Genomic DNA, 24,252 nt, shown 5'->3' on the forward strand with positions numbered 1-24,252 from the left:
TGCGACGTGGCAATGGGCGCCCACCGAGCCCGTGCGCGTGGAGGCGGACCGCTCGGCCGCGACGGTCGATGGCGCTTCCCGCTGCTCTCCACAGCCATGCTACGTTGCAAACATGATGAAGTGGCCGAACCGCTCCCTTTCCGCGTTCGCCGCCGCTGCGCTGCTTGGCGCGTGCGGGGGGGAAACAGCGCCCCCCGACCCCGAGACGAGCGGAACGGCGAGCTCGACCGCCAGCGGCGCGGGGGCAGGCGCGGACGCGAGCAGCAGCGCCACCGGCGCTGGGGCCGGCGGCGCGGGCACAGGCACAGAGGCGACCAGCAGCGCCACCGGCGCTGGGGCCGGCGGCGCGGGGCCTGTGCAGCTCACGGGAGCCGTCCAGAAGGGGCCGTTCATCGTCGGCTCGTCGGTGGCGATCTCGGCCCTCCGTCACGACCTGACCCCGACGGGCCATGTGTTCCTCACCGCGACGGACAACGACCTCGGACACTTCGGCGTGGAGCTCGCCAATCCCGGCCCTGTCTCGATCGAGAGCCAAGGGTTTTACTACAACGAGGTCACCGGTCGCCTCTCGGGCGCCCCGTTGACCCTGCGCGCGCTGTTCGACGTCGCCGGCGGCGCGCCGGAGCAGACCGCGTACGTCAACCTGATCACCCACCTGGCCTACGAGCGGGCCAGGGTGCTCGCCGACGGCGCCGGGGACCTCACCGCGGCGGTCGCGCAGGCCGAGGGCGAGCTCCGCGCCGCGCTGGGCATCGGCCCGGAAGGCTTCGACCCCCACGCGAGCGGCGTCGAGATGAACGCGCTCGGAGGCGACGGCGACGCCAATGCGTACCTCCTCGCCGTCGGGGCCGTGGTGCTCAAGACAGCCCTCCTCGCCGCTGGTGAGCACGGATCCGTGGACGCGACGATGCAGCAGCTCGTGAACCGGCTCTCGCTCGACCTGGCGAGCGACGGCGCGCTCGACCCCGCGCTCGTCGCGGAGCTCGCCGCCGCGGCCGCGGCGATCGACCGATACGACGTGATGGACCTCCTCGGCGATCGGCTGGAGGAGCTGGGCTCGCCCGCCGAGGTGCCGGACATCGACAGGTTCTTCGACGAGGACGGGGACGGGTTCTACGACGCCTCCGATACATGCCGTCTCGTCCCGAACCCGAGCCAGGCGCCGCTGAACGCGATCTGCTCGGTCAAGACGATCCATGCCTCCAGGCCCTTCCCCGGCGGCGGTCTGGAGCAAATCTTCGTCCGCGACGCCGATCAGGACGGCCTCGCCGACGTCATCGTCGGCGCCGCCGGCGACGGGATCGGCGTGCTGCGAGGCAAGGGCACGGGGCGGCTGGAGGATCCCGTCTGGGCTCCGCCGCTCAGCGGCTACTATGGCGAGATGGTCGTCGCCGACTTCAACGAAGACGGCGATCTCGACGCCGTGGACGGGGCCTTTGGCCTGATGTTCAACGAGGGTGGGTCGGGAGCGACGTTTCTACCCCGCGTTGACGTCGACCCGTGGTTGGGCGCGCTCTCCATGGTGGCCGCAGATTTCGACGGCGATGGGCATCTGGATGTCGCGGCCGGCGAGGCTTCCACCGTGACCGTGTACCTGGGGGACGGCGCGGGAGGGTTCGTGGCAGCATCGACGGTGGACGCCGACTATCCGGTCAAGCTCGCCCTGGGGGACTTCGACGCCGACGGCAACGCGGATCTGGCGGCGGCCCACTGGGACCAGATGAAGGTCAGCGTCTGGCTCGGCGACGGGGCGGGGAGCTTCGATCCGCCGGCGTTCTTTGCGATGCCTTCCAAGGCATCGTGGGTGGCCGTCGGGGACTTCGACGGCGACGGCGACGAGGACCTCGTCGTGACCATGCTCGACGGGAGGCTGCGCGTGCTCGTCGGCGACGGCGCGGGCGGCTTTTCCCAGGGACCCGAGCACCAGGTGTCGGCCAATCAGTATTCCGCGGTCGAGATGGCCGACTTCACCGGCGACGGCAAGGACGATGTCGTCGCGAACTGGGGCAGGGACGGCGTGATCCACCTGCTCGTCAGCGAGGGAGCGGCGTTCGGCGAGGACCACGTCTTCGACGAGACGATCGTCAGCTGGGGCAACGCTGTAGGTGTCGGCGACCTCAACGGGGACGGCAAGCCCGACATCGTGTACGACGACGGTGAAGCAGTGACCGTGCTGGTCATCAACCTCTGAGCCCGCGCCACGGCGGGGCGCCGCCTCACGCGATCACGGAGCGAACGGCGCGAGGACCGCGTCGATGAGCTCGTGATCCGCAGATCTCTGCGTCCTGGAGGAGACCGAGGGCGAAGTGGACGCGGCGGGAGCGCGGCTCAGGCGATCCCGAGCCGCCGGGAAGCGCGGACGCCTACCAGGCGCGCCTCCTCGATCAGCGGCGCCATCCTCTGCATCGACCGCTCCGTCAGCTCTGGCCCGGCGAGCTCGGGGCTGCCCGTGCCGTAGGGCGGCTCCGGCGCGTATTCCATGTCCAGCTCGCACTCCCTGGCAATCTCGTCTCCCCACAGACGCCCGAGCAGGCGCAGCGCAATATCGAAGCCGCCGGAGACAGGCCCCGAGGTGATCCGATTCCGGTCTTCCACCACGTTCCCCTTGGTGGGGATCGCGCCGTAATAGGCGAGCTGGTCGTGCATGTGAAAGTTCGTGGTGGCCCGGTAACCCTTGAGCAGGCCCGCGGCGCCCAGCATCAGCGAGCCCCCGCAGACGCCGGACAGCCACGCCGCGCGGCCGCCGTACTCCGCGAGGAACGCGAGCGACTCTTCATCCTCCATGGCGTGGGGCGGGATCGCCGGCACATGGAGGATGTCGAGCGTCTTCGGGCAGTCGCCGAACAGGGTGGTGGCCCGCGTCGTGAAGCGCGGGATGCCCTCGATCTCGTCCCTGTTCTTCCATACGAGGTGCAGGTCCACGTTGGGCAGGATCCCGAACACCGTCTGCAGGCCGATGTTGTCGGGCAAGAAGAAGCCGGGACAGACGAAGAGCGCCACCTGGAGCTTGCGCTGCGTGGTGAGGCTCAGGGGCACAGTGAACGTGGGTTCTTCGTGGACGCTCATCCTGGAGTCCTTTCTTGTCCCGCGCGAGGGCCGGGGGGGCGCGCTCGGCGAGCGGCGCCCGTGACCATGCGCCCGGCGCGGGAAGGCAGAAGGACAGAGCACCTGCATTTCCTGCCACGCGCCGCGCGGCGCGCCGGGCGCGCGGCGCCCCCTGCTCCGCGCCTCGGCGGGAGGCATGGCAGGAAATGCAGGTGCTTTGTCATTGCGGCCAGCCGCGCGGCGGGTACCGTCGTCGCGTGAAGCGGACCCGTCCCTCGAAGCGCGCTCCGCAAGGCTCGCCGGGCGCGAGCCGCCATGCGCCGACGCGCAGGATCGTCGTCGTGGCCTACGACGGCGCGAGCGCCATCGATGTGGTCGGGCCCGTCGACGTCTTCGCCTTCGCCTCGGAGCTCGCGAGCCCGAAAGGCCCTGGGGCTCCCCCGGCCTATGCCGTCGAGATCGCCGCTGTGCCGGGCGGCGTGATCCGGACGATATCCGGGGCGCAGATCGTCGCCCACAAGGCGCTCGAGGAAGTGGCCCCCGGCCCCGATACGGTGCTCGTCGCGGGGGGCGACACCCGTGAAGCGATGCGAGACGCCCGGCTGCTCGGCTGGCTCCGCGCGGCGACGCCCGAGGTGCGGCGCATGGGCGCCGTCTGCACTGGCGCCTTCATCCTCGCCGCCGCGGGGCTGCTCGCGGGGCACCGAGCCGCCACGCACTGGGGCGCGGCGGCCACGCTCGCGCGCCAGTTTCCCGCCGTCGAGGTCGACCCCGACGCGATCTTCGTGCGATCCGGGAAGATCTACACGTCTGCGGGCACGACCGCGAGCATCGATCTCGCGCTCTCGCTGGTGGAGGAGGATCTCGGGTACGACGTGGCGCTCGAGGTGGCGCGAGGCATGGTGGTGTTCCTCAAGCGCCCGGGCGGACAGTCGCAGTTCAGCCGCCCGCTCCTCGCGCAGACGGCCGCCACGGGGCCGCTGCGGCGCGTGACGGAGTGGGCCTTGCGGCACCTCGACGCCGACCTGCGCGTCGACGTGCTGGCCGAGAAGGCCGGGATGAGCCCGCGCAACTTCGCGCGGACGTTCACGCAGGCGCTGCAGACGACCCCCGCGAAGTTCGTCGAGGCGGCGCGGCTGGAGCAGGCGCGCTCCTGCCTGGAGGGGGGACGCGCGTCGATCAAGCAGCTCGCGCGCGACTGCGGCTTCGGCACGGACGAGCGGATGCGGCGCGCATTCCAGCGCACGCTCCAGGTCACGCCGGAGGAGTACCGGCGGCGCTTCGGGCGACCGTGAGCCGGCGCCGGGCGCCCGCCGCGTCAACTCCCGGTTGACGCTGTGTACAGCCCCGCGTGACGGCGCCGGGCGGGCCGCTCGGCCCGAGGGGGCGCCGCCGTGCGCTCCTGGCAAAATAGATGAACGGGGCCGTAGATCCGCGGCGACCGCGGGCGAGCTCGCGTGTGGCCCGCGCGTTGCTGAGTCGTGCGACAAGCGCAGCGCAGCGTGGAGCGCATCCGGCGGGGCGCGCGGAGCTGGAGACGGCCCTGCGCGCTCCGCCGGATGGGGTGCGTCCGCGGGGCGCCGGCGCGGCGCGCAGGCCTGGCGCGACCACAGATGAGGACGATGAAGCTCCGATCGACTACCGATGCCTCCCGGAGGCTCTCATGACCGACCGCTACGCCATCATCGGCAACCCCATCGCCCAGGCCAAGTCGCCCGCGCTCCAGACCGCCTTCGCGAAGCAGCGCGATCAGGACATGGTGTATGGCGCGATCCTGGGCGAGCTGGACGGCTTCGTCGCCGGCGTGCGCGCGTTCCAGAAGAGCGGCGGCAAGGGCATGAACATCACCATGCCCTTCAAGCTCGAGGCCTTCGCGATGGCCGACGAGCTGACGCCGCGCGGCCGCGCCGCCGGGGCGATCAACATGTTCACCTTCCGCGCCGACGGCACGATCCTCGGGGACAACACCGACGGCTTCGGCATCCTGCGCGATATAACGCACAACCTCGGCCGCGCTCTCGAGGGCGCGCGCGTGCTGCTGCTGGGCGCGGGCGGCGCTGTGCGCGGCACCCTGCTGCCGCTCTTCGATGAGCGGCCGGCCGAGATCTTCATCGCCAACCGCACCGCCAGCAAGGCCGTGGAGCTCGCCGCCGCGTTCGGCGCGCAGGCCGGCGCCGTCAAGCTCGCCGGCGGCGGCTTCGCCGACATCGTCGGGCGCTTCGACGTGGTCATCAACGGCTCGGCCTCGTCCATGACCAACGACGTGCCGCCCCTGCCCGCCGGCGTGTGGGACCGGGGCTCGCTGGCTTACGACATGGCCTACAGGAAGGAGCCGACCGCCTTCGTGCAGGCGGCGCGCGCGGCCGGCGTGGGTCAGACCGCCGACGGCCTCGGCATGGTGGTCGAGCAGGGCGCCGAGAGCTTCACCCTCTGGCGCGGCATCCGGCCCGACACGGCGCCGGTGATCGCCGCCCTGCGGGCCGCCTGAGAGGAGCGGCTGCCCGTCAGCCCGGGCTCCGCAGCGCCTCGACCAGCGCCTCGACCAGCGCGCGCACCTGCACCGACGGCGCGCGCTCGCCCAGCAGCTCGAGCACGTCCTCGTCGTCCTCGCCGCACGAGAGCTGTACGGCCGCGACGACGGCCCCCTCGCGCTCGACCGCCAGGTCGAAGATCCCCTCCTCGTCGCTCACCGGCGCGCCGAGCAGCGCCGACAGCCGGCGGCCGAGGAGCTCGGCCAGCGGCTCGTCCCCGCCGAGGCCCGCCTCGTCGGGGTCGATGCTGGCCTGGACCGGGCGCGCCGGCGCCTCGCTCACCTCGGCGCCCTCGCGGTCGAGCCGGAAACGAAAGCCACCTGCCTCGAAGAACGCCGTTGTCACGCGCCGGATCAAGGCACGCCGTCCGCGCGCGGGCAAGGTGGTCCGACGGCGAAGCGCTCCCCTGCCCGCCTTCGCCCTGGGGCCTGGCCCCGGCTCGCTCCGCTGAAGTAGCCTCGGGGTATTGCGCATACCGCCCCGGTCCCGGACATCCCTGCCATGAACCCCGGCGCCTTCCTCGAGGTGACGGGCGCCTCGGGGCGCGTCGTCCACGTGCTGCGCGGGCGGGACCGGCGCATCGCCGCCTTCGAGGCGAAGAACACCGCCGCCCAGGGGAGGCGAGTCGCGCTCGACCTGTGATCCTGCAACCGCGAAGGTTTTTCAGGGAGCACGATGAACACACGTACGTGCGCGGAGTGGATCGACGACTCGACTGGCGATCAGGAGCTCGCCGCGAGACGAGATGCAATTCAATCCCTGCGCGGCCCGGAGGGAGGCTATGCGCGATCGCATCGCGGGCTCGCCTCGTTCTGGCGGGCGATCGCGGAAGACGTCGTCGCTCGGCCGACCCCGCCGGAGATCGTCCCGTTGCTCACGCAGCTCGACGGCTGGCTTGCTGGCGGACCCGCCTGCGCCCTGGTGGCGAGCGCCGATCCCGGGGTACGTACGGCCCTCCTGGCGCGATGGGCTCTATCGATCGTGGAGCGCAAGGCAGCCGAGGTGATCTTCGTGCCGGTAAGCCCGTGCTTTGGAACCTCGGTCGAGCGCGACATGCTGAAGCTGTTCTTCGGCTTGTTTCGGAGCTCAGCGACGGCGGTCTTCAGTCGGCCCCGGAGCCCCGAGGAGCTGATGCTGTCGATCCGGATGGCGCTGCGGGATGTCGGCTCGGTCTCCTCGGTTCCCAACGAGGAATGTCCCCAGTTGCTCGTGATCGTGGACGGGATCGAGCGGGCGGCGGACGGATGGCCGCATGGGCGAATGCCCTTCTCAGGTGAAGGCTGCGACGGGGCGCACATCGTTGTATCCACCTGTCCAGAGAGCTCCTCCGCGCGCGGCCTGGGGTTGCGTGAACGCCTCGCCTGGTCTCCGGAGCAGACGAGCCTCTTCTTGCTTGCCGGCGAGGGCGAGTCTTCGGAAAGAACGACGCAGGCGCGGCGAGCCGTTGAGGAAGCCGGCGACATGGAACCCTCGCTGGTCCGCTTCTTCGATACACTTGGTGCGGTACTCGCTCCCGTATCGAGCGATGATCTCGTCTCGGCAGCGGGTCTGAACGCGACCGAGCTTGAAGCTCTCGAGAGCGGGCCCAATTCTGCCCATGAGCTCGTCCTTCTGAGCGACGATGGGAAGTATTCATTCCGTGATGACGCGGCTCGTGCGAGCTGGATGATGGAGGCGAGCAAGGTCGCGTCCGTGGAAGATGCTCTCATAGAGAGGGGGCTGGCGGCGCTCACATGCGGACGCGTCTTGCCCGAGGGGTGGCCATCCTACCTTGTGGAGTACCTGGGCGCCCACATGAAGCGGCGTTCTGCCTCTGCGTCTGACTTGATGACGCTCGTGTCGCCCGAGTGGCTCCGGATCTGGATGAGCCGTCCCGGCGGCTTGGTCGGGTTCACCAGCGACGCTCGTCGCGCCCGCCACGCCGCCGAGGACGCGCTCATCGAAGCCTGCAGTCCAGCGCGCGCTGGAGTGACCGAGCAAGAAAGGACGACTCTGCTATGCGCCGTCGTTCGTTGCGCCTTGGTCGAAGGATCTTTGTTCGCGAAGGAGGGAAGCCGCGAGGACGTGGACTATCGCGCGGAGCCGTACGTGGAACCAACCGTCGATCTGAAGAAGTCGACTGGCGCTACGCGCGAACGCGCCGAAGCGCTGGTGACGCTCGCCTCCGCGTTGACAGGACCGGAACAGCGGCTGGTTCGGCGGTGGGCGACCGAGGCGCGCGCGGGTCTCGACGAGGTCCTCCCCCTACCGATCCCCTGCGTGACAGACGACCAGAGCGCGGCGGACCCCGAGCGCGCCCGTCGGATCCGCGCGGGCGCGACGCACGAGGAGCTCGACGGGTACCTGGCGAGGGATACGGTGATTCGCCCCACGGGCCTCTCGCCCGAGGAAGCGTGGCGCCTGGCGGAGAGCCGAGAAGGGGAATCGCGGATGGTCGCGTTCGCGGGCATCTTGCCCGATCTTCCCGAGGAGATGCGCGAGCGGGCCGTGCGCGAGGTCATGGCGGCCTACCGGGAGCACGGCGACCGGCTGGCCCTGCGCGTCCTGGCGGCTTGCGCGCCCTGGATGGCCCTCGTCGATGCAGCCATGGTCCTCTGCGACGAGCTCGGCAACGAGTGGACGAGCGACTTCCCCGGAATGCTGGTGGGGTACGGCGGCCTCACCGAGCTCTCGCCGCTCGTGCGGCGGCTCGGCGGCTCGGCGGCGCTCGTGGGTGTCGCCCGCGCCATCGCCGACGTGGGCCGGTGGCTGCCGTAGCCCGGGCTTTCACAGCAGAAGCTCGCGACGGGGCGTCAGAAGCCGCCCTCCAGCCCGAGGATCGGGACGGTGACAGGCCCGATCTCCTCGGGCTCGCACGACGAGAACCCGTAGCAGGGCACCGGGATGTATTCCTTCGACAGCGTGGCGTTGAGCACGTCGAGGACGAGCGACAGCCAGCCTGTCTTCCCGATCGACCAGCGCTTCTCCAGGCGGACGTCGAGCCGCAAGAACGGGGGCAGCCGCTCCCACCGGACCGGGCTGCCGGCGGTGGCCTCCGGGCCGCCGGGGACGCCGCTCCCCGGCGGGGAGCTCGGGCCGTCGACCTTCCCCTGGGGGAGCCCGGAGTAGAAGACGGCGCGCCCGCCGACCCTGTACCCGCGGCCGAGATCGTAGGTCAGCGCGAGGTTCGCCACGTGGGTCCGGTCGACCGAGGTGACCTGGCTGGCCCGGCCGAAGCTCCGCGTGGAGCGCGACAGCGTGTAGGAAGCGAATCCACCGATACGCCGCGTGAGCCGCCGGCGGGCCGACAGCTCCAGGCCTGTCGCGGCGCCGAGCGCGCGGCGGGTCAAGGCGCCGTCGGCCCCATCGAAGCCTGCGGCGCCGATCGCGTCGGTCATGTTGAAGAACGCGTTGTGGAACACCGAGGCTGTGGCGGTGATGTCCTCCGGCAGCTCGAGCTCGACGCCGGCGCTCGACTGGAAGCTCCGCTGGAGGCCGTCGCCGAGGCGCGGGCGGACGCCGGGGATCGGGACGACGAAGCTCGGCAGCTGGGAGGCGAGGCCGTGCGCCTGCACGAAGGTCACGCCGGGCGCCAGGGAGAGCCGCGCCGAGAGGCGCGGATCGACGGCGAGCGCGACGGTGTCGTCGGAGTGGTAGAGATCGAGCCGGAGCCCCGGGGTGACGCGCAGGCGCGGCGTGACCGCGATATCGGATTCGATGTAGCCGCCGACGGTGAAGTCGACGCGGGACAGGAGGATGTCGGTGATCTCGTCGTCGTCGTCCTGGTCGATGCCGCCCGGGGGAGACCCGACCTCGGTCCCGAGATCGATCGCGTTGTCCTCGAGCACGGCGTCGAGGCCGGCGCGGATCGGGGTCTCGTCGCGCAGGCGATGATCGAGCGTGAGGCGCGCGCCGAGGGTCCGCGTCAGCGCTTTCTGGCCGTCCTGGATCCCTGTCTCGTCGTGGCCGAGCGTCAGCGCGCCGCGGAGCGCGCTGCCCCGGCCATAGGCATGGTCGTACCGGAGATCGACCCGGTGAAACGTCGTATCGAAGAGGGTCGTCGTCTCGCGGCCTTCCTCTTCCGCGAGGTAGTCGCGGGCGCCGAACGCGAAGAGGCTCACCCGGCCTCCCGGGGCGACCTCGTAGGACACGCGGGCCTGGTAGTCCCAGTAGTCGAGCGCCACGCCGGGCGCGGCGAGCGAGAAGAGCAGCGCCGTGTACGAGTAGCGGCCGCCGAGGAGCGCGACCCCGCGGCCGCCGGCGAAGGGGCCCTCGACGAGCGCGCCCGCGTCGAGGAGGCGGAGCGTGCCCTCGCCGTGCCAGTACGGGAGCGGCGGAGTCGTCTCGCCGGCGACGATCCCGCCGGCGTAGCGCCCGTGACGCGCGGGGTAGCCGCCAGGATAGAGGTCGACGCGATCGACGATGCCGGGATGGACGACCGAGGGCCCGAGCCCGAGGTGATAGAGGTAGGGGACGCGGACGCCATCGAGGAAGTAACCGACGTTGCCTGGCGGCGAGCCGCGCACATAGAAGAACGGCAGCCCCGAGACGATGGGCGTGACGCCGGGGAGCATCTCGATCGCGCGGAAGGGGTCGCCGAACGCGCCGGGGACGAGCCGGACCTCGCCGCGGCTCAAGGTGGAGACGCCGGGCGCGGTCTGCTCGCCGTGGACGGTGACCTCGAGGGGTGGCGGCTCGCGCGGGGGCGGGCCGGGGGCCGGGGATGAGGGCGCGGGCGCGTGGGGAGGCGGCGTGGCGCTGGGCGGCGTGGCGCCAGGAGGAGGCGGCGGCGGCGCGGCCTCGATGAAGCGGACCTCGACGCGGATCCTGGCGGCGACGGGCGCGCCGTTCCGGGTGGCCGGCGCGAAGCGGAACGACGTCGCGGCGGCCACGGCGGCCGACGCGAACGGCTCCGGCCCCTCCTCGGCGACCGCGGAGCGCACGGTCCCGTCCGCGTTGACCGTGAGGACGAGGCGGACCGTCGCGTCGCCGTGCGCCCCGTCCGGGTAGCCGGCGGCGAGCGGCGTGATCGGCGCTGGCGGGACGAGCCCTTCCGCCGGCGGCGCCTCGCGGGACGGCTCCGCCAGCGGCGCCTCGCCGGGCGGCGGTGGGTCGGGCGCGGCGACGGCGCGGCACGGCGCGAGCGTGCTCGCGAGCAGCGCGGCGGCTGCCGTGGAGCGCCGGAGGACGCCCATCGCCGCGCAGCGGAACGGCGGCCGAGCGAGCATCGGAGCAGAACACGGCGCCGGGAGGCATGGGGGCGAAGGGGTGGAGGCCATGGAGGCTTTCACATGAGCGGTTCTCTGGCCGACGTCCTGATCGGTTTCTTGCAGAGGGACCGTTCGCGTCCGGATCACCCTCGCATGGATGCTGCCGGGGCAGGGCGGCCTTCGTCAGATCGTGCGCCGTCCGGCAGATCGGCAGGGGCGCTGGCGCCGAGGTCGACGCCCTTCGCCGTCGACATTCGCTTGTAGCGGCCGCTCGCGCTGATCTCGGCCTCGTGGAGGCCAACTCCTGCTGAAGGCTGGCCGGGCCGAGCTGTACACGGCGCTCCTGGTGATGGCGACCATCGATCCCTGGGGGCATAATCTGCGGAAGGAGCTCATCAAGATGGTGGAGGACAAGGAAGAGGGGCTGCTCCGGCGCACGCCGATCATCGGGGAGATGATCATCGAGGCCGAGCAACGAGGCGAGCAGAAGGCGATCGCGGAGCTGCTCGGTCGCCTCTTCGCGCGGCGCCTCGGGCGACGCACGACGAACGACGAGGAGCGCTCGATCATCGAGCGGGCCCGCGCGATGGGTCCGGGCGAGGTCGAGGATGCCTTGCTCGATCTCGAGGGCGAGGCGCTGGTTCGCTGGCTTGCGGAGCCGCTCCGCCAATCGTGACCCCTCGCAGGAGGATAGCTCTCCGCGCGCGTGAGCGCCGGTGTACGGCTGCGACCTGCGGCACTCGAACCTGGACGGCATTCTTGCTCCAGGTACACTTCGAGCGGAGCTCCCGGCCACGACGAGGAACTATAGGCTGGATGCGAGGCTCGCGGCTGCGGCGTTGCTCACCTGTGGCTTCGTCAGCACGAGACGCACCTGCTTCGGCCGCGCTCGGCAGATCGGGCTTACACAAGCACCAAATTTCTGTAGAGTCGTCCACATAGATCAGTTCAGGGAGCGTGGCCCCGATGTCTGGACGGCACTTTAGGCAGACCAGTGACGTCGGCATAAGAGAGACGACTCCTGGGGGGTTCGGCAGAGAAAAGGGTGAGCGTGTTCGGGTCCATGCCTTACACGGCGGCAGACCGGCACGTCGTTCTATGCATATGTGAAGACTACCGGAGAACGAACATGCCCATCGTGCTTTGCGGGAGATTACATGGACATTGATAAGGCTCAAACGCTTGCCATAGAACACTTACTGCCAATGTTTCCAGGATCAAGCCTCCAGATAGGCAAATCCTCCTCGCGTGACGCAAAAGTCGCGTGGGTGGGCGGATCACAACAGGTCAGTTTCAAGCTCGACAAGTCCTGGCAGCAGCGACTCACGGTATCGCGAAGCCAGAGCTTTAGCCCGGCAGAACGAGGACTCATAGACGCATTCGTGAAAGCGTGCGAAGACGTCGATAGCGCAATCGGTCAAGCGTACGAAACAGAGGTACTTCGCTCATTGGGTCGATTTGTAGTAATCGAGTCCGTCAAGCACGCACCTTCTGAATTGCTTGGAAATGCACTCGCCACTCTCGAGCATTGGGCAGTGCAAACGTACGAGGGGCGAGAAGTTACCGCCGGGTTAGGTTTTCTAACGACGCGCGATGAATCATCAGAAACATCTAGTGTCAACTTTGAAGAATACCGGAGGCTCGACGTCGCCAAGGTGCTTGGTGATGGCGTTAGCAGTCTGATGGTATTCGACAGCACCGGGCAGGTACGTGGACTCCACTCTCTATCTGGTGGTAACAACAGCGCCCGTGCTCCTCTTCGCTTTTCCGGCGCAGCTGCATGGGCAGAGGAAAACAGATTATCGCTGTGCCTCAGCCGCCGTGGTGAAATTTTGCTCTTTACGGACGGAGAGTTGCGCTTCGCGCGGCGGCGCGGCTCGTGGATCTACTTCGATCAGGCAAGCACAATCCGACGCTGGAAAATTCATTCTACTTCATTGCGCGCAAGCGTCTACGAATCATGCCTCGACGCATCCTTTGCCCGAACAGGTGCGTGCGTAGCAATGGTGACCATGGCGAATTCTCATAATGTCAGAAGTCTTGTTGCTGACGAAGACATTTTGGCCTCATCCGGGGACAACGCGAAGCTCGCGGCGCTGCGCACGATCATCAGTGGACGTTCGTTCCAGGAACTTGATCGCGCAGTGCGCCAGGATCTTCTCGCACTGGACGGCGCAGTGATCCTGTCCCATACGGGTGCGATCCTGGCCGCAGGCGCGATTGTGCGAGTTCCAGGGGGAAGCGAAGGCGGGGGCCGTCGCGCCGCGGCACTCGAGTTATCAAAGCTGGGTGTTGGCTTGAAAATATCGTCTGACGGCGGCCTCACTGCCTTCTCGAACAGCGATGTCGTATACGCGGGATTCTGAACATTCTGGGGGCATGACACATGGCACCGAATCGTTGCGAGCGACGGAGAGATCGTACCTCGCGCATATCCGGACCGCACTTACACCCAGACAAGCTCGCAAGTGTGGGTTCACATGAAAGTAGCCGACCTAGACCGCTCCTCGTTCTCCATCCTCGAGGATTTTTTCGCTGGCAATGTTGACTTCGCACCACTCTACTGCTCGGCTTCTCCCTACGCTCGAGCGGCCTTCTGGACGCCTTGCCAGGAGCTTCTGCTAGCAACACGCGGAATGTCCATCCTGGGACTTCGACGGAAGCTGGCCGACGCGCGTTCCGAAGAAAAAATCGTCTCGGCTCTCTCCGAGGTGCGTGTCGCAGTGGCGTTCGCGCAACGTGGACACTCTGTAGAGCTCTTGCCAGACGATGCGAGGCCAGAATGGCCCACTTCGCCTCCAGACCTTGTCCTTTACCACCGGGATTACCGAGCATACGTCGAAGTGTTCCGCTGGAGCCCTGATGATACTGGGTCTCAACTGCATGAGCGCTTGGCACCCGTGCTGGAAGAAAGAGACCTCGTCCTTCGCATGTCCCTCCCAGAGGGCCTTTCGAGTCTCGTTGTTCGCCACGACGAGAGAACGGAGCGGGAGCGCCTGATCGAGGCCATCGCGGATGAGATCATCGCTCTAGTTCAAGAGCTCGACCCCTCAAATCTGCCCTTCCAGACCACAATTCGTGGCGCGCAGATCGATCTCATGCGCAGCGAGCCCGGCCGTGGGCGCCTGGGTAGTTGGAACACCGCAGCGACCTTCATTCCGAACGAATCTTACGACAATCAGCTCGTCGCACGCCTGGTCAAAAAGGCTGCAAAGCCGAGCTGCTGGCCGGAGACAAAGCAGCATCACCCGTACTTTGTCGCCGTCGACGCACAACAGACCTTGGGACAGTACGACGCTTTTGCGCGTGTGCTCTATGGTCCGTCCACCTTCAACCCCTGGATGGGACCCGATGAACGACGCTCGCCAGCCGTACGATATCCAGAGATCGTCGAAGAACGACTGAAGACGCCTTGGAGAGATTTGTTGCTGTCCCTTGGCTACGACGCGACCAAGAGACACTACATACGTGAACCCGGCTTTTTCGCCCGCGAGCCACCCCCGTCCGATCTATGTGGTGTGATCACGCTGCACCAGGACGTCCTCGAGTTCTTTCCGAATCCATTTGCCGATGCCCGAAAATTGCGACACGACTATCACCAAGAGCTCGGCATCGGATTAGCCACCGCGATCGAGAAGCGTGTAGGCGAAAACACGGCACTGTGAGTGAGCCATTATCGTGCTCGGACATCCTGTCGAATGAAAAGCTACATCCATTCAATACATATAGGGAGCGCTAGCTAGCGCTCAGCAGGGGCGGCGCTCATCGTCCGCGGCACCGACTGCAGCATGCCTACGTACACCGATGACATCCGTCGACAAGTAAGGCACTGCTATCCGCAGCCGCCACGACCGGCCGCGGCCTCATCTCGGCCACGACCTTTTCGCCGCTCAGCTCCACCCGATCGCCACCGTCGTCCCCCTGAGCCCCGAGATCACCTCTTCCCCTGACAGCGCTGCGAGCACCCCCTCGTCATCCGACTGCACGAACAGCGCCAGCGTCGCCGTCGTGAGCCCCTGCTGCTGCGCGTAGCGCGCCGCCTGCTCGCGCGCCCGCGGGCTCCACCTGGCACGCGAGCATGTAGACCCGCTCCCACTGGGTGAGCCCGATGGTCTCCTCCGGAGCGGGGTTGTACTTCTCGGTGAGGAGCTCCCCGAACCAGCCCACGAGGCCCGGCTGGCCGCGCGTCACCTCGAAGACGCGCTCCACCACCGCGGGCTCGATCGCCTGCCCGCTATCGGCCTGGTACTGAGCGAAGAGGTCGAGCACCTCGTCGCGCGTGAGGTTCGGGACGTGGAGCGAGCGCTGGACGTTGAAGGGCGAGCCCCGGAGGCTGTCGACCCCTAGCGCCGCCCGGACGCCGATGAGCGCGAGCCCGTGCAGCGTGTAGGCTTCGCGGGCGAGATAGATCTTGCGGAAAGCGCTCACCAGGCGGTCGAGGACTGCGGGCGGAAGAGAATGGAACTCGTCCACGAGCAGGATGAGGGACCTGTCGAACGCGCCCCCCGAGGGCAGGGCCCGTGAGGTGCGTCCAGGCCCAGTGCTTTTTGCGGTCCATGATCGCGAGCAGGAGATCCTGAAGACGGCTTGTCATGGGGCAGCCCCTCGGCAAGGGGAACCTTCGCTTACAGTACGGACGACACCTGCCCAGCGCCGTCGTGACCGTCCGCGCTGAGAGCACCGCGTCGCCGCGGCCCGGCTCCGGTCGGAGCGTGGTCCGGACGCTGGAGTGCCCACGATCATGACGGGTCGCCCTGATATACTCGCGCTCCATGACGGCTCTCCTCACGTCTTGCTGGACCGTCGCCCTGCTCGTCGCCTGCAGCGGGTGCGCGTCATCCGTGCAGCAGCTCGACGTCGATAGCACCGGCTCCTGCCCGCCACGAGAGAGCCTTCCTCAGGTGAACATCGGCGCCTGGCCCGTCGAGCGTCGGGCGAGCCTCGCGCGCCTCGCCGACGCCGGCCTTTCCCCTGCTGCTCGCTACGTGGGTGGCCGTCTCACCCTCCTCGACGCCTGTACAATCAAGGCCCGCTTCGCGGCGCGGCCCCTGCGTCATGCGCAGGAAAAGACGGTTTCAGTCGAGGACGCTACAGGCCTCTTCCGCGAGCTTCCGGCCGGCGGCGAGTCGCTCCTCCCGTCCCTCGCGCCCCAGCGTCCGCTCATCCTCCGGACGCGCATCCAGCGCGAGCTCCACGTCACAGAGCTCGATGACGGCGTCCTGCCCGCCTCCTTCAGCGCTCCCCCCTGCGCCGAGGCGACCCACGTCGTCGCGGCGATCGGCGTGGGCAGCTTCGATGCGCTGGTCTCGAACAGCGCTGGCGCGTGGTCTGCCCTCGGCACGAGCTCGCGCGAGGTATCGCCGGTCGAGGTGACGCTCGCCCCCCTCGAGCGAGCCGCGCCGGGCCACAGTCCAGGAGGTCGCGTCGGCTGCGCGACCGAGGTGCGGCTCCTCCCCCCGAGCTCCGCCGAGCCTTGGCAGCTCGAGTCGCAGGAGGGGGTGCGCTGCCAGCTCCCGTGCTCGCGCTGGCTCATGCCCGCGGGGCTCGACCATGGATTCGTGATCTCCGTCAGGTCGCCTGATCGATCCGTGAGGCTGCGGAGCCTGCCTTCATCGCCGCGTGGCCATGCTCCCGTCACCGCGCAGGTTCGCCATGTCGCAGCCTCGAAGGGCCCCGCGATCGGGCTCGGCCTGGCGCTGACCGCCTTCGGGGCCGCGGCCGTCACGACAGCGATCGTTGTGGATGGCTCACCCCCCAGCACTGGACCGGAATCGACATCCGCCATCGGGGGCAGCCTGGAAGCGCTCGCCGGGCGCGCCGTGCTGGCGGTCCTGGGCGCCGCGATCGGACTCGGGGGTGTCGGGCTGACCGTCAAGACGCTCGCTGGGCCGAGCACCGAGCCGGCGCTCGTCCCGGTCGCGCCGCCGAAGGCTGCTGCGCGCCCGGCGCTGCGATGGACCGTGGGTCCGGGCGGCGTCGCGGGGTCTTTCTGAGCGGCGTTCCAGGGCTCTTCGAGCGCGTGGCCGCGCGCGAGGACCTCGCGGTGTTGCTGAGCTCATGCTGGAGGTGGCTGACCCATGCCCAACCTGGGTCGGGTCTCCCTTGGCTCGGGTCGCCGCGTCACCGGAACCGGCAAACCCTGGAATAACTCCGGTGCGCCGTGTCGTTGTCGCAAGCGCCCGATGAAGCCGCAAACACCGACTCTCCTTCTGACCGCGGTCCTCTCCGCGGCCTGCTCCAGCCCCTCCAGGCAAACCGCGCCGGACGAGCGGAATGCCGGAGCCGAGGAGACGGCGACTCCCCCGCCCTCTCCTCCACCACCGCCGTCCCCTCCTCCATCGCCGCCCCCGAAGCTCCGCGCCGTCATGCGGGCCGGCGGCGCCCTCGTGCGCTCCCCGCAGGACGACGCGCTGTATCTGGCCGACGAGGACCACGCCGTCCTCCGGCGCATCCCGCTGCCCGTCGACGTGAGCGCCCCGCCGACCGCGATCGCGCTGCCGGGCCGCCCCGCGCAGGTCCTCGCGCTCGCCGACCGCGTGCTCGTCACGATCCGCGATCCCGGGCTGCTGCTCGTGATGCGCCCGGACCCGACGGCGGGGCTCGTGGAGGCCGCGCGCGTGCCGCTGCCGGCCGACGCGTGGGGGCTGGCGATCACGCCGGACGAGCGCACCGCCCTCGTCACCAGCGCGTGGACCGGCAAGGTCTCCGCCGTGGATCTCGCGACCGCCACGCGGTCGTGGTCGATCGACGTCCCGCGCGAGCCCCGCGGCGTCGTGGTCCGCGAGGACGGCGCGGCCGCGTACATAACGCACCTCACGTCCTCGGCGCTCACCCGGGTCGAGCTGCGTTCCCCGCCCCAGGCGAGGCCGATCGCGCTCCCCCCGTCGCCGTACCGCGCCACTCCGGACGCGCCGCGCGCCGCCTCGCTCGGCTACGCGGCCGCGCTCTCCCCCGACGGCCGCCGCCTCTTCGTCGCGCGCCACGCGCTCGGCGCGCTGGGCGAGCTCTCGTGGTTCGGCGCCGCCACGGTCGACGTCCTGCGCACGGGCAACGACGAGCCCCTCGCGCCGCGCCGCCGCGACGGCGCCCCGATCCGGATCGCACGCGACTTCGAGCTCGACATCACCGGTGACCCGGAGCGCGAAGCGCCCCGGAGTGAGCTCGCCCCGTTCGTCCAGCCGCGCGCCCTCGTGTACCGCGAGAGCACCCGCACGCTGCTCGTCGCCAGCGAGGGCACCGACACGCTGGTGGAGCTCGACGCGCTCTCCGTCGAGCCGACGCTCCGGCCGCTGCGCACCTATCCGCTCTTCAGCGCGCCCGCGCTCGGCGATCCGGCGCCGGGGTCGCTGGACGCCCTCTCGCGCCAGGTCGGCGTGGCGACCCTGTGCGGCGCGCCGACCGGCGTCGCCCTCTCCGGGGACGAGTCCATGGCGTGGGTGTACTGCCGCTCGACCGACACGCTCGCCATCGTGCGCCTCGACGAGCACAAGGCGGCGGGTCCCTACGACCAGGGGCCTGTGCCGTTCATCCGGCTGGCCGACCCTCCGCTCCACGAGAAGGCCGCCGTCGGCCGGAAGCTCTTTTACAACGCGACCGACTGGATGACGAGCGGCGGGCTCGGGTGCGCCGGGTGTCACCCCGACGGGCGCGACGACGGCCATGTGTGGCACGAGGTCAGCGGCGAAAGCTTCGCCAACTTCTTCGGATCCGCCGACAACCGGCCGATGGAGGGCCTCGCGGGCGGCGTGGCGCGACAGACACCCATGCTCGCAGGGCGCGTGTCGGCCGAGGGCCCTTATGGCTGGAACGCCCAGAGCGAGAGCCTCGCCGCGCGCGTCCGGGAGGGCTTCGGCCTGCACCGATGGGGGCTGGGCGGCGGCTCGGACGGCGAGCTCGCGGTGCGCGCAGGGTATCTCGCGAGCTTCCTGCGCGAGGGGCTCGTGCCCCCGCCGAGGGAGGATCGGCCGCTCACGCCGGAGGAGAAGCACGGCTTCGCGCTCTTCACGAGCGAGGCGGCGCAGTGCTCCCGCTGCCATGTGCCCGAGACCGAGTACACCGATCGGATGGGCTATCCGATGCCGGACTTCGCCATCCCGCTCGGGTTTTACAGCGAGAAGAAGGGCCAGGTGTACAAGACGCCATCGCTGCGCTTCATCGCCGGGACGGCGCCCTACTACCACACCGGCTCCGCGAGGACGCTCGAGGAGCTCGTCGAGAACAACAAGGATCGCATGGGCCGCACCAGCCACATGTCGAGGAAGGACAGGGCGGCGCTCGTCGCCTTCCTGAGGACGTTATGAAGAAGCTCCTGTGGATAGGGACAGTCCTGCTCGGCGCGCTCGCGCCGGCGCAAGCCGCGGAGCCACCGAGCGCCGCGCCCGCAGCGCCGGACGGCGCCGCGGCCGGGGCTCCGGCGGAGGCGGTGGCAGCCCTCCCGGACGGGGGCGAGGGCGCGGCGGCGCCGAAGGTGCGCGTGCTGGAAGAGGCGCCGCCTGCGCCCGAGCGGACGCCGCGGCCCCAGGCGGCGGAGTGGGACGCCGCCGAGCCGGTGCGGCTCGCGAGGGACAGGGGCGGCGCCGCGTGCAAGGCGCGGATGCGGCGCGAGTGGCTGCGCGTCGACTGCGCGATGCCCTCGGTGGCCGTCGTGAGGACGCTCGGCGCGAGCGCCGGCGAGGAGTGGCTCTGGCTGGACCAGAAGAACAGCGAGCGCGATCCGCTCGGGCTCGCGACGGGCGTCTCCGTGGTCTTCCCCGTCCGCCTCGGGGACCGGCGGGTGATCGAGATCCTCTCGGCCACCGGGGGATACCGCGGCGAGCTCGGGGTCTCGACCGCCTTCGTGATCTCCGAGCAATGGCTCGACGGCGACGCGGGGCCGATCGTGGGCCTGCTCTGAGCCCCGTCCGGCGCCTTGTTGCGCGTGTCCGGCTCGGCGAGGGGGCATGGGACACGAACGCGTCGGTCCCTCGCGCCCCTCGCGCGAGCCTGCCCGGCGCCTGAGCTGTACGGCGGCCGGTCCGTGGCGAAGCTTGTCCTGACGGCAGGCGGGTGGCACCCTGACGCGAGGCGCTGAAGAAGGAGAAACTCATGGATAAGCGAACCCTTGAGCAACTCGAGGCGGCGCTAGACGCCGTAAGCAAGGACCTGGCACCCCGCGTCGAGGAGCTCGCTCGGAAGAGCACCAGCGGCGTCCTCACGCCTGAAGAGCACAAAGAGTATGCCGAGGTCGTCCGCTTGAACGACATGATCAGCCTCCTCAAGCTTCAGGCTGAGGAGTTGTGGACCATGCGCGCGGCCTCGTGAAGCTCCCGACCGACACGCGGGAGCTGGTCCAGCGGCGCGCGCAGGGGGCATGTGATTACTGCCGTCTTCCGCAGGACGCATCGATTTTACCCCATCCCATCGACCACATCATCGGAAGGCAACATTGTGGATCAGATGATGTCTCCAACCTGTGTCTGTGCTGCATCCGCTGCAACTTGAAGAAGGGTCCGAAGTTCGCGTCGATTGACCCCGAGACCAGACTTGTCGTGCCTCTCTATCATCCCAGGCATCCATCGTGGGGAGAGCACTTCGCCGCGGCGTCGAATGGTTCCATCAACGGGCTGACGGCGGAGGGGCGCGCGACCGTCCAGCTCCTGGACATGAACCACGAAGATCGAGCTCGCTTGCGTGCGTTCCTGCTGCGCCGAGGCCGGCATCCGTGAGGTCGCCCGTCCTTGAATACGCCGACCATGCCATGGCTCAGATCGAGAAGGGCGCGCTGGAGTTCGGCTACCAGCTCTCCGAGAAGGGACGCCTGAGCTCACGAGAGGAGCTCGACGAGGCGTTCACCGCCCTGGACGAGCAGATCGCGCAGCGCCGCCGGGCGGCCGGCCGTCGGGCGGCCGCTCAGGGCCGGCTCAGCGGGGCGTGAGGTTGCGGCAGCCGCTGCCGCAGCTGTCCCCGTCGAGGTTGTTGCCGTCGTCGCACTCCTCCACGTCCTGCACCACGCCATCGCCGCAGAACTCGCCGAGCTGGCAGCGCGGCCCGCACTCGCCGTAGCCGCCGTCGTTCACGCCGTCGTCGCACTGCTCGCCCAGGCTGACGATGCCGTCGCCGCAGGCCGGCGTGCACTCGCTGCGCGCCGTCGCGAAGCCCTGCAGCGTGAGCTTGAACGTCGACGCCGCGGTCTGTCGCTCGGCGTGGAACACGGCGATCTGGTACACGCCGCCGTCCACGAGGCCGAGGTCGACGTTCCGCGCCGGGATGACCTCGTCCCCTTCCGCGGCGTAGGTCACCCTGCCTGCCCCCGCGGCGTTGACGACGAGGTGCCCGGTGACGGCGCTGTGGATGCCGCCGACGTCGACGGCGAGGCGATCGTTGATGAACACCCACACGTCGTCGTCGCCGGTGAAGTCGAGCACGTACTCCTGGCCCGCCGTGTACTGGAACCAGTAGCGGATCTCGCTCGTGAAGTGGAAGTTGTGGTCCGGGGTGCCCTCCTCCTTCAGCCAGCTTCCATCCCCGTAGCTCGGGAAGATATCGGCGGGCACGCGCTCGGCCGCCGGGGTGAACGCGTCGCCGTCGACAGGGAAGAACAGCGGGTTGCCGTCGTAGGAGGCCTCGATGTACCTCGCCCAGTAGACCCCGCCGCGCTCCTCGCAGCCGCGGAACTCGGGGCTGTGGATGTCGCCGCAGGACGCCGTGTTCTCGGCCGTCGAGGTGCACGGCTCCCCGTCCACCTCGTTGCCCACGTTGCCGCAGTAATGCGCGCTCTCCGGGGACAGCAGGGACCACTGCGCGCCGTCCTCGCCCCAGCGGTTCACGAAGCGGCCGTCCCCGGTGTCCCACAGCGTCAGCGTGGTGACCGTGGTGCTGTTCGTGCCGGGCACGTCGTTGTACCAGGCGGCGAAGCTCTGCGCGCTCGTGACAAGGCTGTTCGCGACCGCCATGTGCACAGGCTTCTTCTCGGCGTCGAGCCGGGGGGCGACCATGCCGAAGACCGGCGCGCTGCGGTCGGGGCCATCCGGCTGGAAGTCGGGATGAGACGCCCGGAAGTCGCGGAACACCACCGGCACCGCCATCGAGCCCGAAGGTTGGGGCACGGCGCAGTCGTAGCCGGGCTCCGTGACGCAGGCCGCGGAGCAGCCGTCGCCATCGATGGTGTTGCCGTCGTCGCAGTCCTCCGCGAGCACGAGGCCATCGCCGCAGCTCGACGCGCACGAGCCCGCGGAGCAATCGGGCTCGGCCTGGCAGCTCGAGGAGCAGCCGTCGAAGGGCAGCGTGTTGCCGTCCTCGCAGCTCTCCGCGCCCTCCCGGGCGCCGTCGCCGCAGGCCGTCGGCGTGCAGGCGCTCGGGTTGCCGTCGCACTTGTGGCCCACCTCGACCTTGCAGGTCGGCGAGCAGCCGTCCCCCGGATCCGTGTTGGCGTCGTCGCAGAGCTCCGGGAACACGACGGCGCCGTCCCCGCAGCGGGCGACGCGAAAGCAGGTGGCTCCAGCCGCGGGGCAGGACCAGCCCAGCTCGACCGAGCGGCAATCCGCGGCGCAGCCGTCCGCGCCCGCGGCGTTGCCGTCGTCGCAGGCCTCGTCCGAGGTGAGGACTCCGTCGCCGCAACGGAACGTGCCGCCGTTGTCGCCGACGCCTATGTCGTCCCCGGTCCCCGTGCTGCCGTTGGCGCCGTTGGCGCCATTGCCGCCGGAGCCGGGACTGTCACCGCCGCCCGGGCCCTCTCCGCCGGGGGTGCCGTCGTTGGACGCAGAGCAGCTCGCCGCCAGGGCGAGACAGCTCGCGATGAAGATCGTCGAACCAAGCCGCGGAGCACAAGGATGCATGATCTCCTCCTTCTGGTCGCCCGGGACCGCTCGGGGGCGTGAAGTGACCACAGTCTCTCACGCGGATGCCCTGAGCTCGAGCCCGTCGTTCGCGAGCGGCCGCCCGGTCGGACGTGGATTGAAGTCGACCAGCGTGAGGCGTGGAACAATCCGGATACAGCGTCACCTTCTCACGAGGGCGGATCGTCAGGCGGTGTCTGCCAACGAGCGCCGCGGCCCCAGAGCTCGTCGCTTGTTGCGTGATATGGGAAATTTCAACCACCGAGGCACGGAGTTGCTTTGTTCTGCCCTGTGTGCCTCGGTGGTTTGCTTTCCCATGAACCAGGGATGAGCCCTGGGCGACGCCCTCTCCTGCGGGAGCGACGTGGTTCAACGTCAGCGCCGCGATGCCGTGAGCCGCCGGCGAGCTGGTGAGCGAGGCCGCAAGAAGCCTCGGGTTGCCGATCGGGACCGCGTTCTCACGGCTCCGCCGCGGACGGAGGCAACTTTCGACCGTGCTTAGGCGGTGGTGCCGGGACCGGTGATCCAGGTTGAGACGGCTGACGTGTGAGACTCGTCTTTGTTGCTCGCAGCTTTCTGGTACTCGGGTCGATCGAAAGGGCGACAGCTCGATAGCGCATCCCCGCTTTGATGCCCATATCACCGATGTGGCTGGTTCTCCAATCAGCTCGTGATGGAAGGACGATCGCGCCGGAGTCAGACTCTTGAAGTCCCCAGCTCTGTCCGTATGTGTAAGGAGGCACTTGATGGCTGATTTGATAGTATATAGCGTTTATAAACACGAAAGATTCTTGTGATTGGTCGTACGGCACGATCATTTCGGTGGTGCCTCCGAACTCCGACAGATCAACACCTACCGTGGTCGCTTGAATGCTCTGTACTGCTCTTCTGATGAGCGCGTCGGAAGCCTCATGAAGAGCAGTCGCAGAAGCAGCCGAGCTTGCCGCAGCGGAGGATCGAAGCAGAGCCTCCCGAGCTTCACGTGATTCAAGGGCTTCTGTGATCGAGGTGCGAACCAATGTGATCACTTCCTGAGTTCCCAGAGTCTGGGCTCGCATCGCCTCAACGTAGTTTTTGACGTCAACTTGGGCCCCGAATTCCTGTGGGGGGTACAGGACGTATGGGCGGCGCCACAGGATCATGAAAAACGCCGTAGCCACCAGCAGGGGGAAGGCAATTGCAAAGGAGCAAAACGCAACTTGAACCATTCCCGAGGTCTGAGTAGCCGCTACCCCGGCAACTACTTCGGACAGCATGACAAAGGTGGCGATCACCCCAAGCGGGGTCATCCCACTAGTTCGATGCATGCGAGCTAGAGCCTGATCAGCATTAGTCATGTCGCAGCCTTAGGGTAGATCGCCCACCGGTGGTGTGGAAGCGATGCGAGCGCTACCGGTGTGCTAGGCGAATGTGGCGAAAGGTAACCAGGTGGCATCCCATCGCCGCTAAGTCGCTGTCCCGGATCCGCGGGTCTACGTCACCGGCCGCGTACTGTCGCCCCATGGAGAAGTCGACGGCGGTCGTCTCGCAAGGGCTTGCACCCGGCCGCCGTGCTACCGGCGAGCGGCTCGTGGGCTGTTCCGTTGTGGGCGTACGCGGATCCCCGTCTCCCGCCTGCCGCAGGCACGCGAGACAGGGCATTATGCCTCCCCGATGTCGATCGCCCGCCACCAT

The 24,252-nt window shown here is 69.0% G+C and carries 20 protein-coding genes; 14 read left to right on the plus strand and 6 right to left on the minus strand.

All coding sequences use genetic code 11. From position 1 onward, the window contains the following. Positions 1-112 precede the first annotated feature (112 nt). Positions 113-2,191 carry an FG-GAP repeat domain-containing protein gene (locus tag WME89_RS48045; protein WP_438006226.1) on the plus strand — a complete coding sequence of 693 codons (2,079 nt, stop codon included), beginning with the start codon at positions 113-115 and terminating at the stop codon, positions 2,189-2,191. A 137-nt stretch (positions 2,192-2,328) separates the two neighbouring features. Here WME89_RS48045 and WME89_RS48050 read toward each other — a convergent pair whose 3' ends face one another. Next, positions 2,329-3,066 carry a DJ-1/PfpI family protein gene (locus WME89_RS48050; RefSeq protein WP_438006227.1) on the minus strand — a complete coding sequence of 246 codons (738 nt, stop codon included), beginning with the start codon at positions 3,064-3,066 and terminating at the stop codon, positions 2,329-2,331. Positions 3,067-3,386: 320 nt separating this feature from the next. On the opposite strand from WME89_RS48050, the gene WME89_RS48055 reads away from it, so the two are divergent. Both WME89_RS48055 and aroE read left to right on the plus strand, forming a co-directional pair. Then, positions 3,387-4,340, plus strand: a complete 954-nt coding sequence (locus tag WME89_RS48055; protein WP_438006228.1) for a GlxA family transcriptional regulator — start codon at positions 3,387-3,389, stop codon at positions 4,338-4,340. 368 nt (positions 4,341-4,708) lie between these two features. Further along, positions 4,709-5,533 carry a shikimate dehydrogenase gene (gene aroE, locus WME89_RS48060; RefSeq protein ID WP_438006229.1) on the plus strand — a complete coding sequence of 275 codons (825 nt, stop codon included), beginning with the start codon at positions 4,709-4,711 and terminating at the stop codon, positions 5,531-5,533. A 16-nt stretch (positions 5,534-5,549) separates the two neighbouring features. Here the strand turns inward: aroE and WME89_RS48065 are convergent, their stop codons facing one another. Continuing rightward, the gene (locus WME89_RS48065; RefSeq protein ID WP_438006230.1) at positions 5,550-5,921 is read right to left on the minus strand and encodes a hypothetical protein; all 372 of its coding nucleotides are present in this window, start codon (positions 5,919-5,921) and stop codon (positions 5,550-5,552) included. A 156-nt stretch (positions 5,922-6,077) separates the two neighbouring features. Here WME89_RS48065 and WME89_RS48070 point away from each other — a divergent pair, with 156 nt between their 5' ends. Together WME89_RS48070 and WME89_RS48075 are read left to right on the plus strand one after the other, a co-directional pair. Further along, the gene (locus WME89_RS48070; RefSeq protein WP_438006231.1) at positions 6,078-6,218 is read left to right on the plus strand and encodes a hypothetical protein; all 141 of its coding nucleotides are present in this window, start codon (positions 6,078-6,080) and stop codon (positions 6,216-6,218) included. 33 nt (positions 6,219-6,251) lie between these two features. Next, positions 6,252-8,333: a hypothetical protein gene (locus WME89_RS48075; protein ID WP_438006232.1), complete on the plus strand. Its 2,082-nt coding sequence runs from the start codon at positions 6,252-6,254 to the stop codon at positions 8,331-8,333. A 35-nt stretch (positions 8,334-8,368) separates the two neighbouring features. Here the strand turns inward: WME89_RS48075 and WME89_RS48080 are convergent, their stop codons facing one another. Beyond that, positions 8,369-10,783: a TonB-dependent receptor domain-containing protein gene (locus WME89_RS48080; protein ID WP_438006233.1), complete on the minus strand. Its 2,415-nt coding sequence runs from the start codon at positions 10,781-10,783 to the stop codon at positions 8,369-8,371. A 328-nt stretch (positions 10,784-11,111) separates the two neighbouring features. On the opposite strand from WME89_RS48080, the gene WME89_RS48085 reads away from it, so the two are divergent. The 3 genes from WME89_RS48085 (at position 11,112) to WME89_RS48095 (ending at position 14,430) form a co-directional block, all read left to right on the plus strand. Continuing rightward, positions 11,112-11,441 (plus strand): hypothetical protein, encoded by a 330-nt coding sequence (locus WME89_RS48085; RefSeq protein ID WP_438006234.1) that lies wholly within the window; start codon positions 11,112-11,114, stop codon positions 11,439-11,441. A gap of 481 nt (positions 11,442-11,922) precedes the next feature. Further along, entirely contained in the window at positions 11,923-13,131 is a 1,209-nt protein-coding gene (locus WME89_RS48090) for a hypothetical protein (RefSeq protein WP_438006235.1), read from the plus strand. Between the two features lie 270 nt (positions 13,132-13,401). After that, positions 13,402-14,430: a hypothetical protein gene (locus WME89_RS48095; RefSeq protein WP_438006236.1), complete on the plus strand. Its 1,029-nt coding sequence runs from the start codon at positions 13,402-13,404 to the stop codon at positions 14,428-14,430. Between the two features lie 307 nt (positions 14,431-14,737). Here WME89_RS48095 and WME89_RS48100 read toward each other — a convergent pair whose 3' ends face one another. Next, the gene (locus tag WME89_RS48100) at positions 14,738-15,193 is read right to left on the minus strand and encodes a hypothetical protein (protein ID WP_438006237.1); all 456 of its coding nucleotides are present in this window, start codon (positions 15,191-15,193) and stop codon (positions 14,738-14,740) included. Between the two features lie 344 nt (positions 15,194-15,537). Here WME89_RS48100 and WME89_RS48105 point away from each other — a divergent pair, with 344 nt between their 5' ends. From WME89_RS48105 to WME89_RS48130, 6 genes are all read left to right on the plus strand, one after another. After that, on the plus strand, positions 15,538-16,758 hold the full coding sequence (locus WME89_RS48105) for a hypothetical protein (protein WP_438006238.1): 1,221 nt from the start codon (positions 15,538-15,540) through the stop codon (positions 16,756-16,758). A gap of 372 nt (positions 16,759-17,130) precedes the next feature. Then, entirely contained in the window at positions 17,131-19,065 is a 1,935-nt protein-coding gene (locus tag WME89_RS48110) for a hypothetical protein (protein ID WP_438006239.1), read from the plus strand. Then, positions 19,062-19,658, plus strand: coding sequence for a hypothetical protein (locus WME89_RS48115; protein ID WP_438006240.1), 597 nt, complete (start codon positions 19,062-19,064; stop codon positions 19,656-19,658). Before WME89_RS48110 ends, WME89_RS48115 begins: the two co-directional genes overlap by 4 nt. Positions 19,659-19,849: 191 nt before the next feature. After that, a complete protein-coding gene (locus WME89_RS48120) occupies positions 19,850-20,065 on the plus strand; it encodes a hypothetical protein (protein ID WP_438006241.1) in 216 nt (71 codons plus the stop codon). Further along, positions 20,062-20,469 (plus strand): HNH endonuclease, encoded by a 408-nt coding sequence (locus tag WME89_RS48125; RefSeq protein ID WP_438006242.1) that lies wholly within the window; start codon positions 20,062-20,064, stop codon positions 20,467-20,469. The genes WME89_RS48120 and WME89_RS48125 overlap by 4 nt, the downstream gene beginning before the upstream one ends. A 32-nt stretch (positions 20,470-20,501) precedes the next feature. Further along, positions 20,502-20,678, plus strand: coding sequence for a hypothetical protein (locus tag WME89_RS48130; RefSeq protein ID WP_438006243.1), 177 nt, complete (start codon positions 20,502-20,504; stop codon positions 20,676-20,678). Here the strand turns inward: WME89_RS48130 and WME89_RS48135 are convergent. Together WME89_RS48135 and WME89_RS48140 are read right to left on the minus strand one after the other, a co-directional pair. Further along, positions 20,665-22,578, minus strand: a complete 1,914-nt coding sequence (locus WME89_RS48135) for a DUF4215 domain-containing protein (protein WP_438006244.1) — start codon at positions 22,576-22,578, stop codon at positions 20,665-20,667. The genes WME89_RS48130 and WME89_RS48135 overlap by 14 nt on opposite strands. 458 nt (positions 22,579-23,036) lie before the next feature. Beyond that, positions 23,037-23,867, minus strand: a complete 831-nt coding sequence (locus WME89_RS48140) for a hypothetical protein (protein WP_438006245.1) — start codon at positions 23,865-23,867, stop codon at positions 23,037-23,039. Positions 23,868-24,252 lie beyond the last annotated feature (385 nt).

It is taken from the genome of Sorangium sp. So ce321, assembly GCF_051530195.1.
Lineage (GTDB): Bacteria > Myxococcota_A > Polyangia > Polyangiales > Polyangiaceae > Sorangium.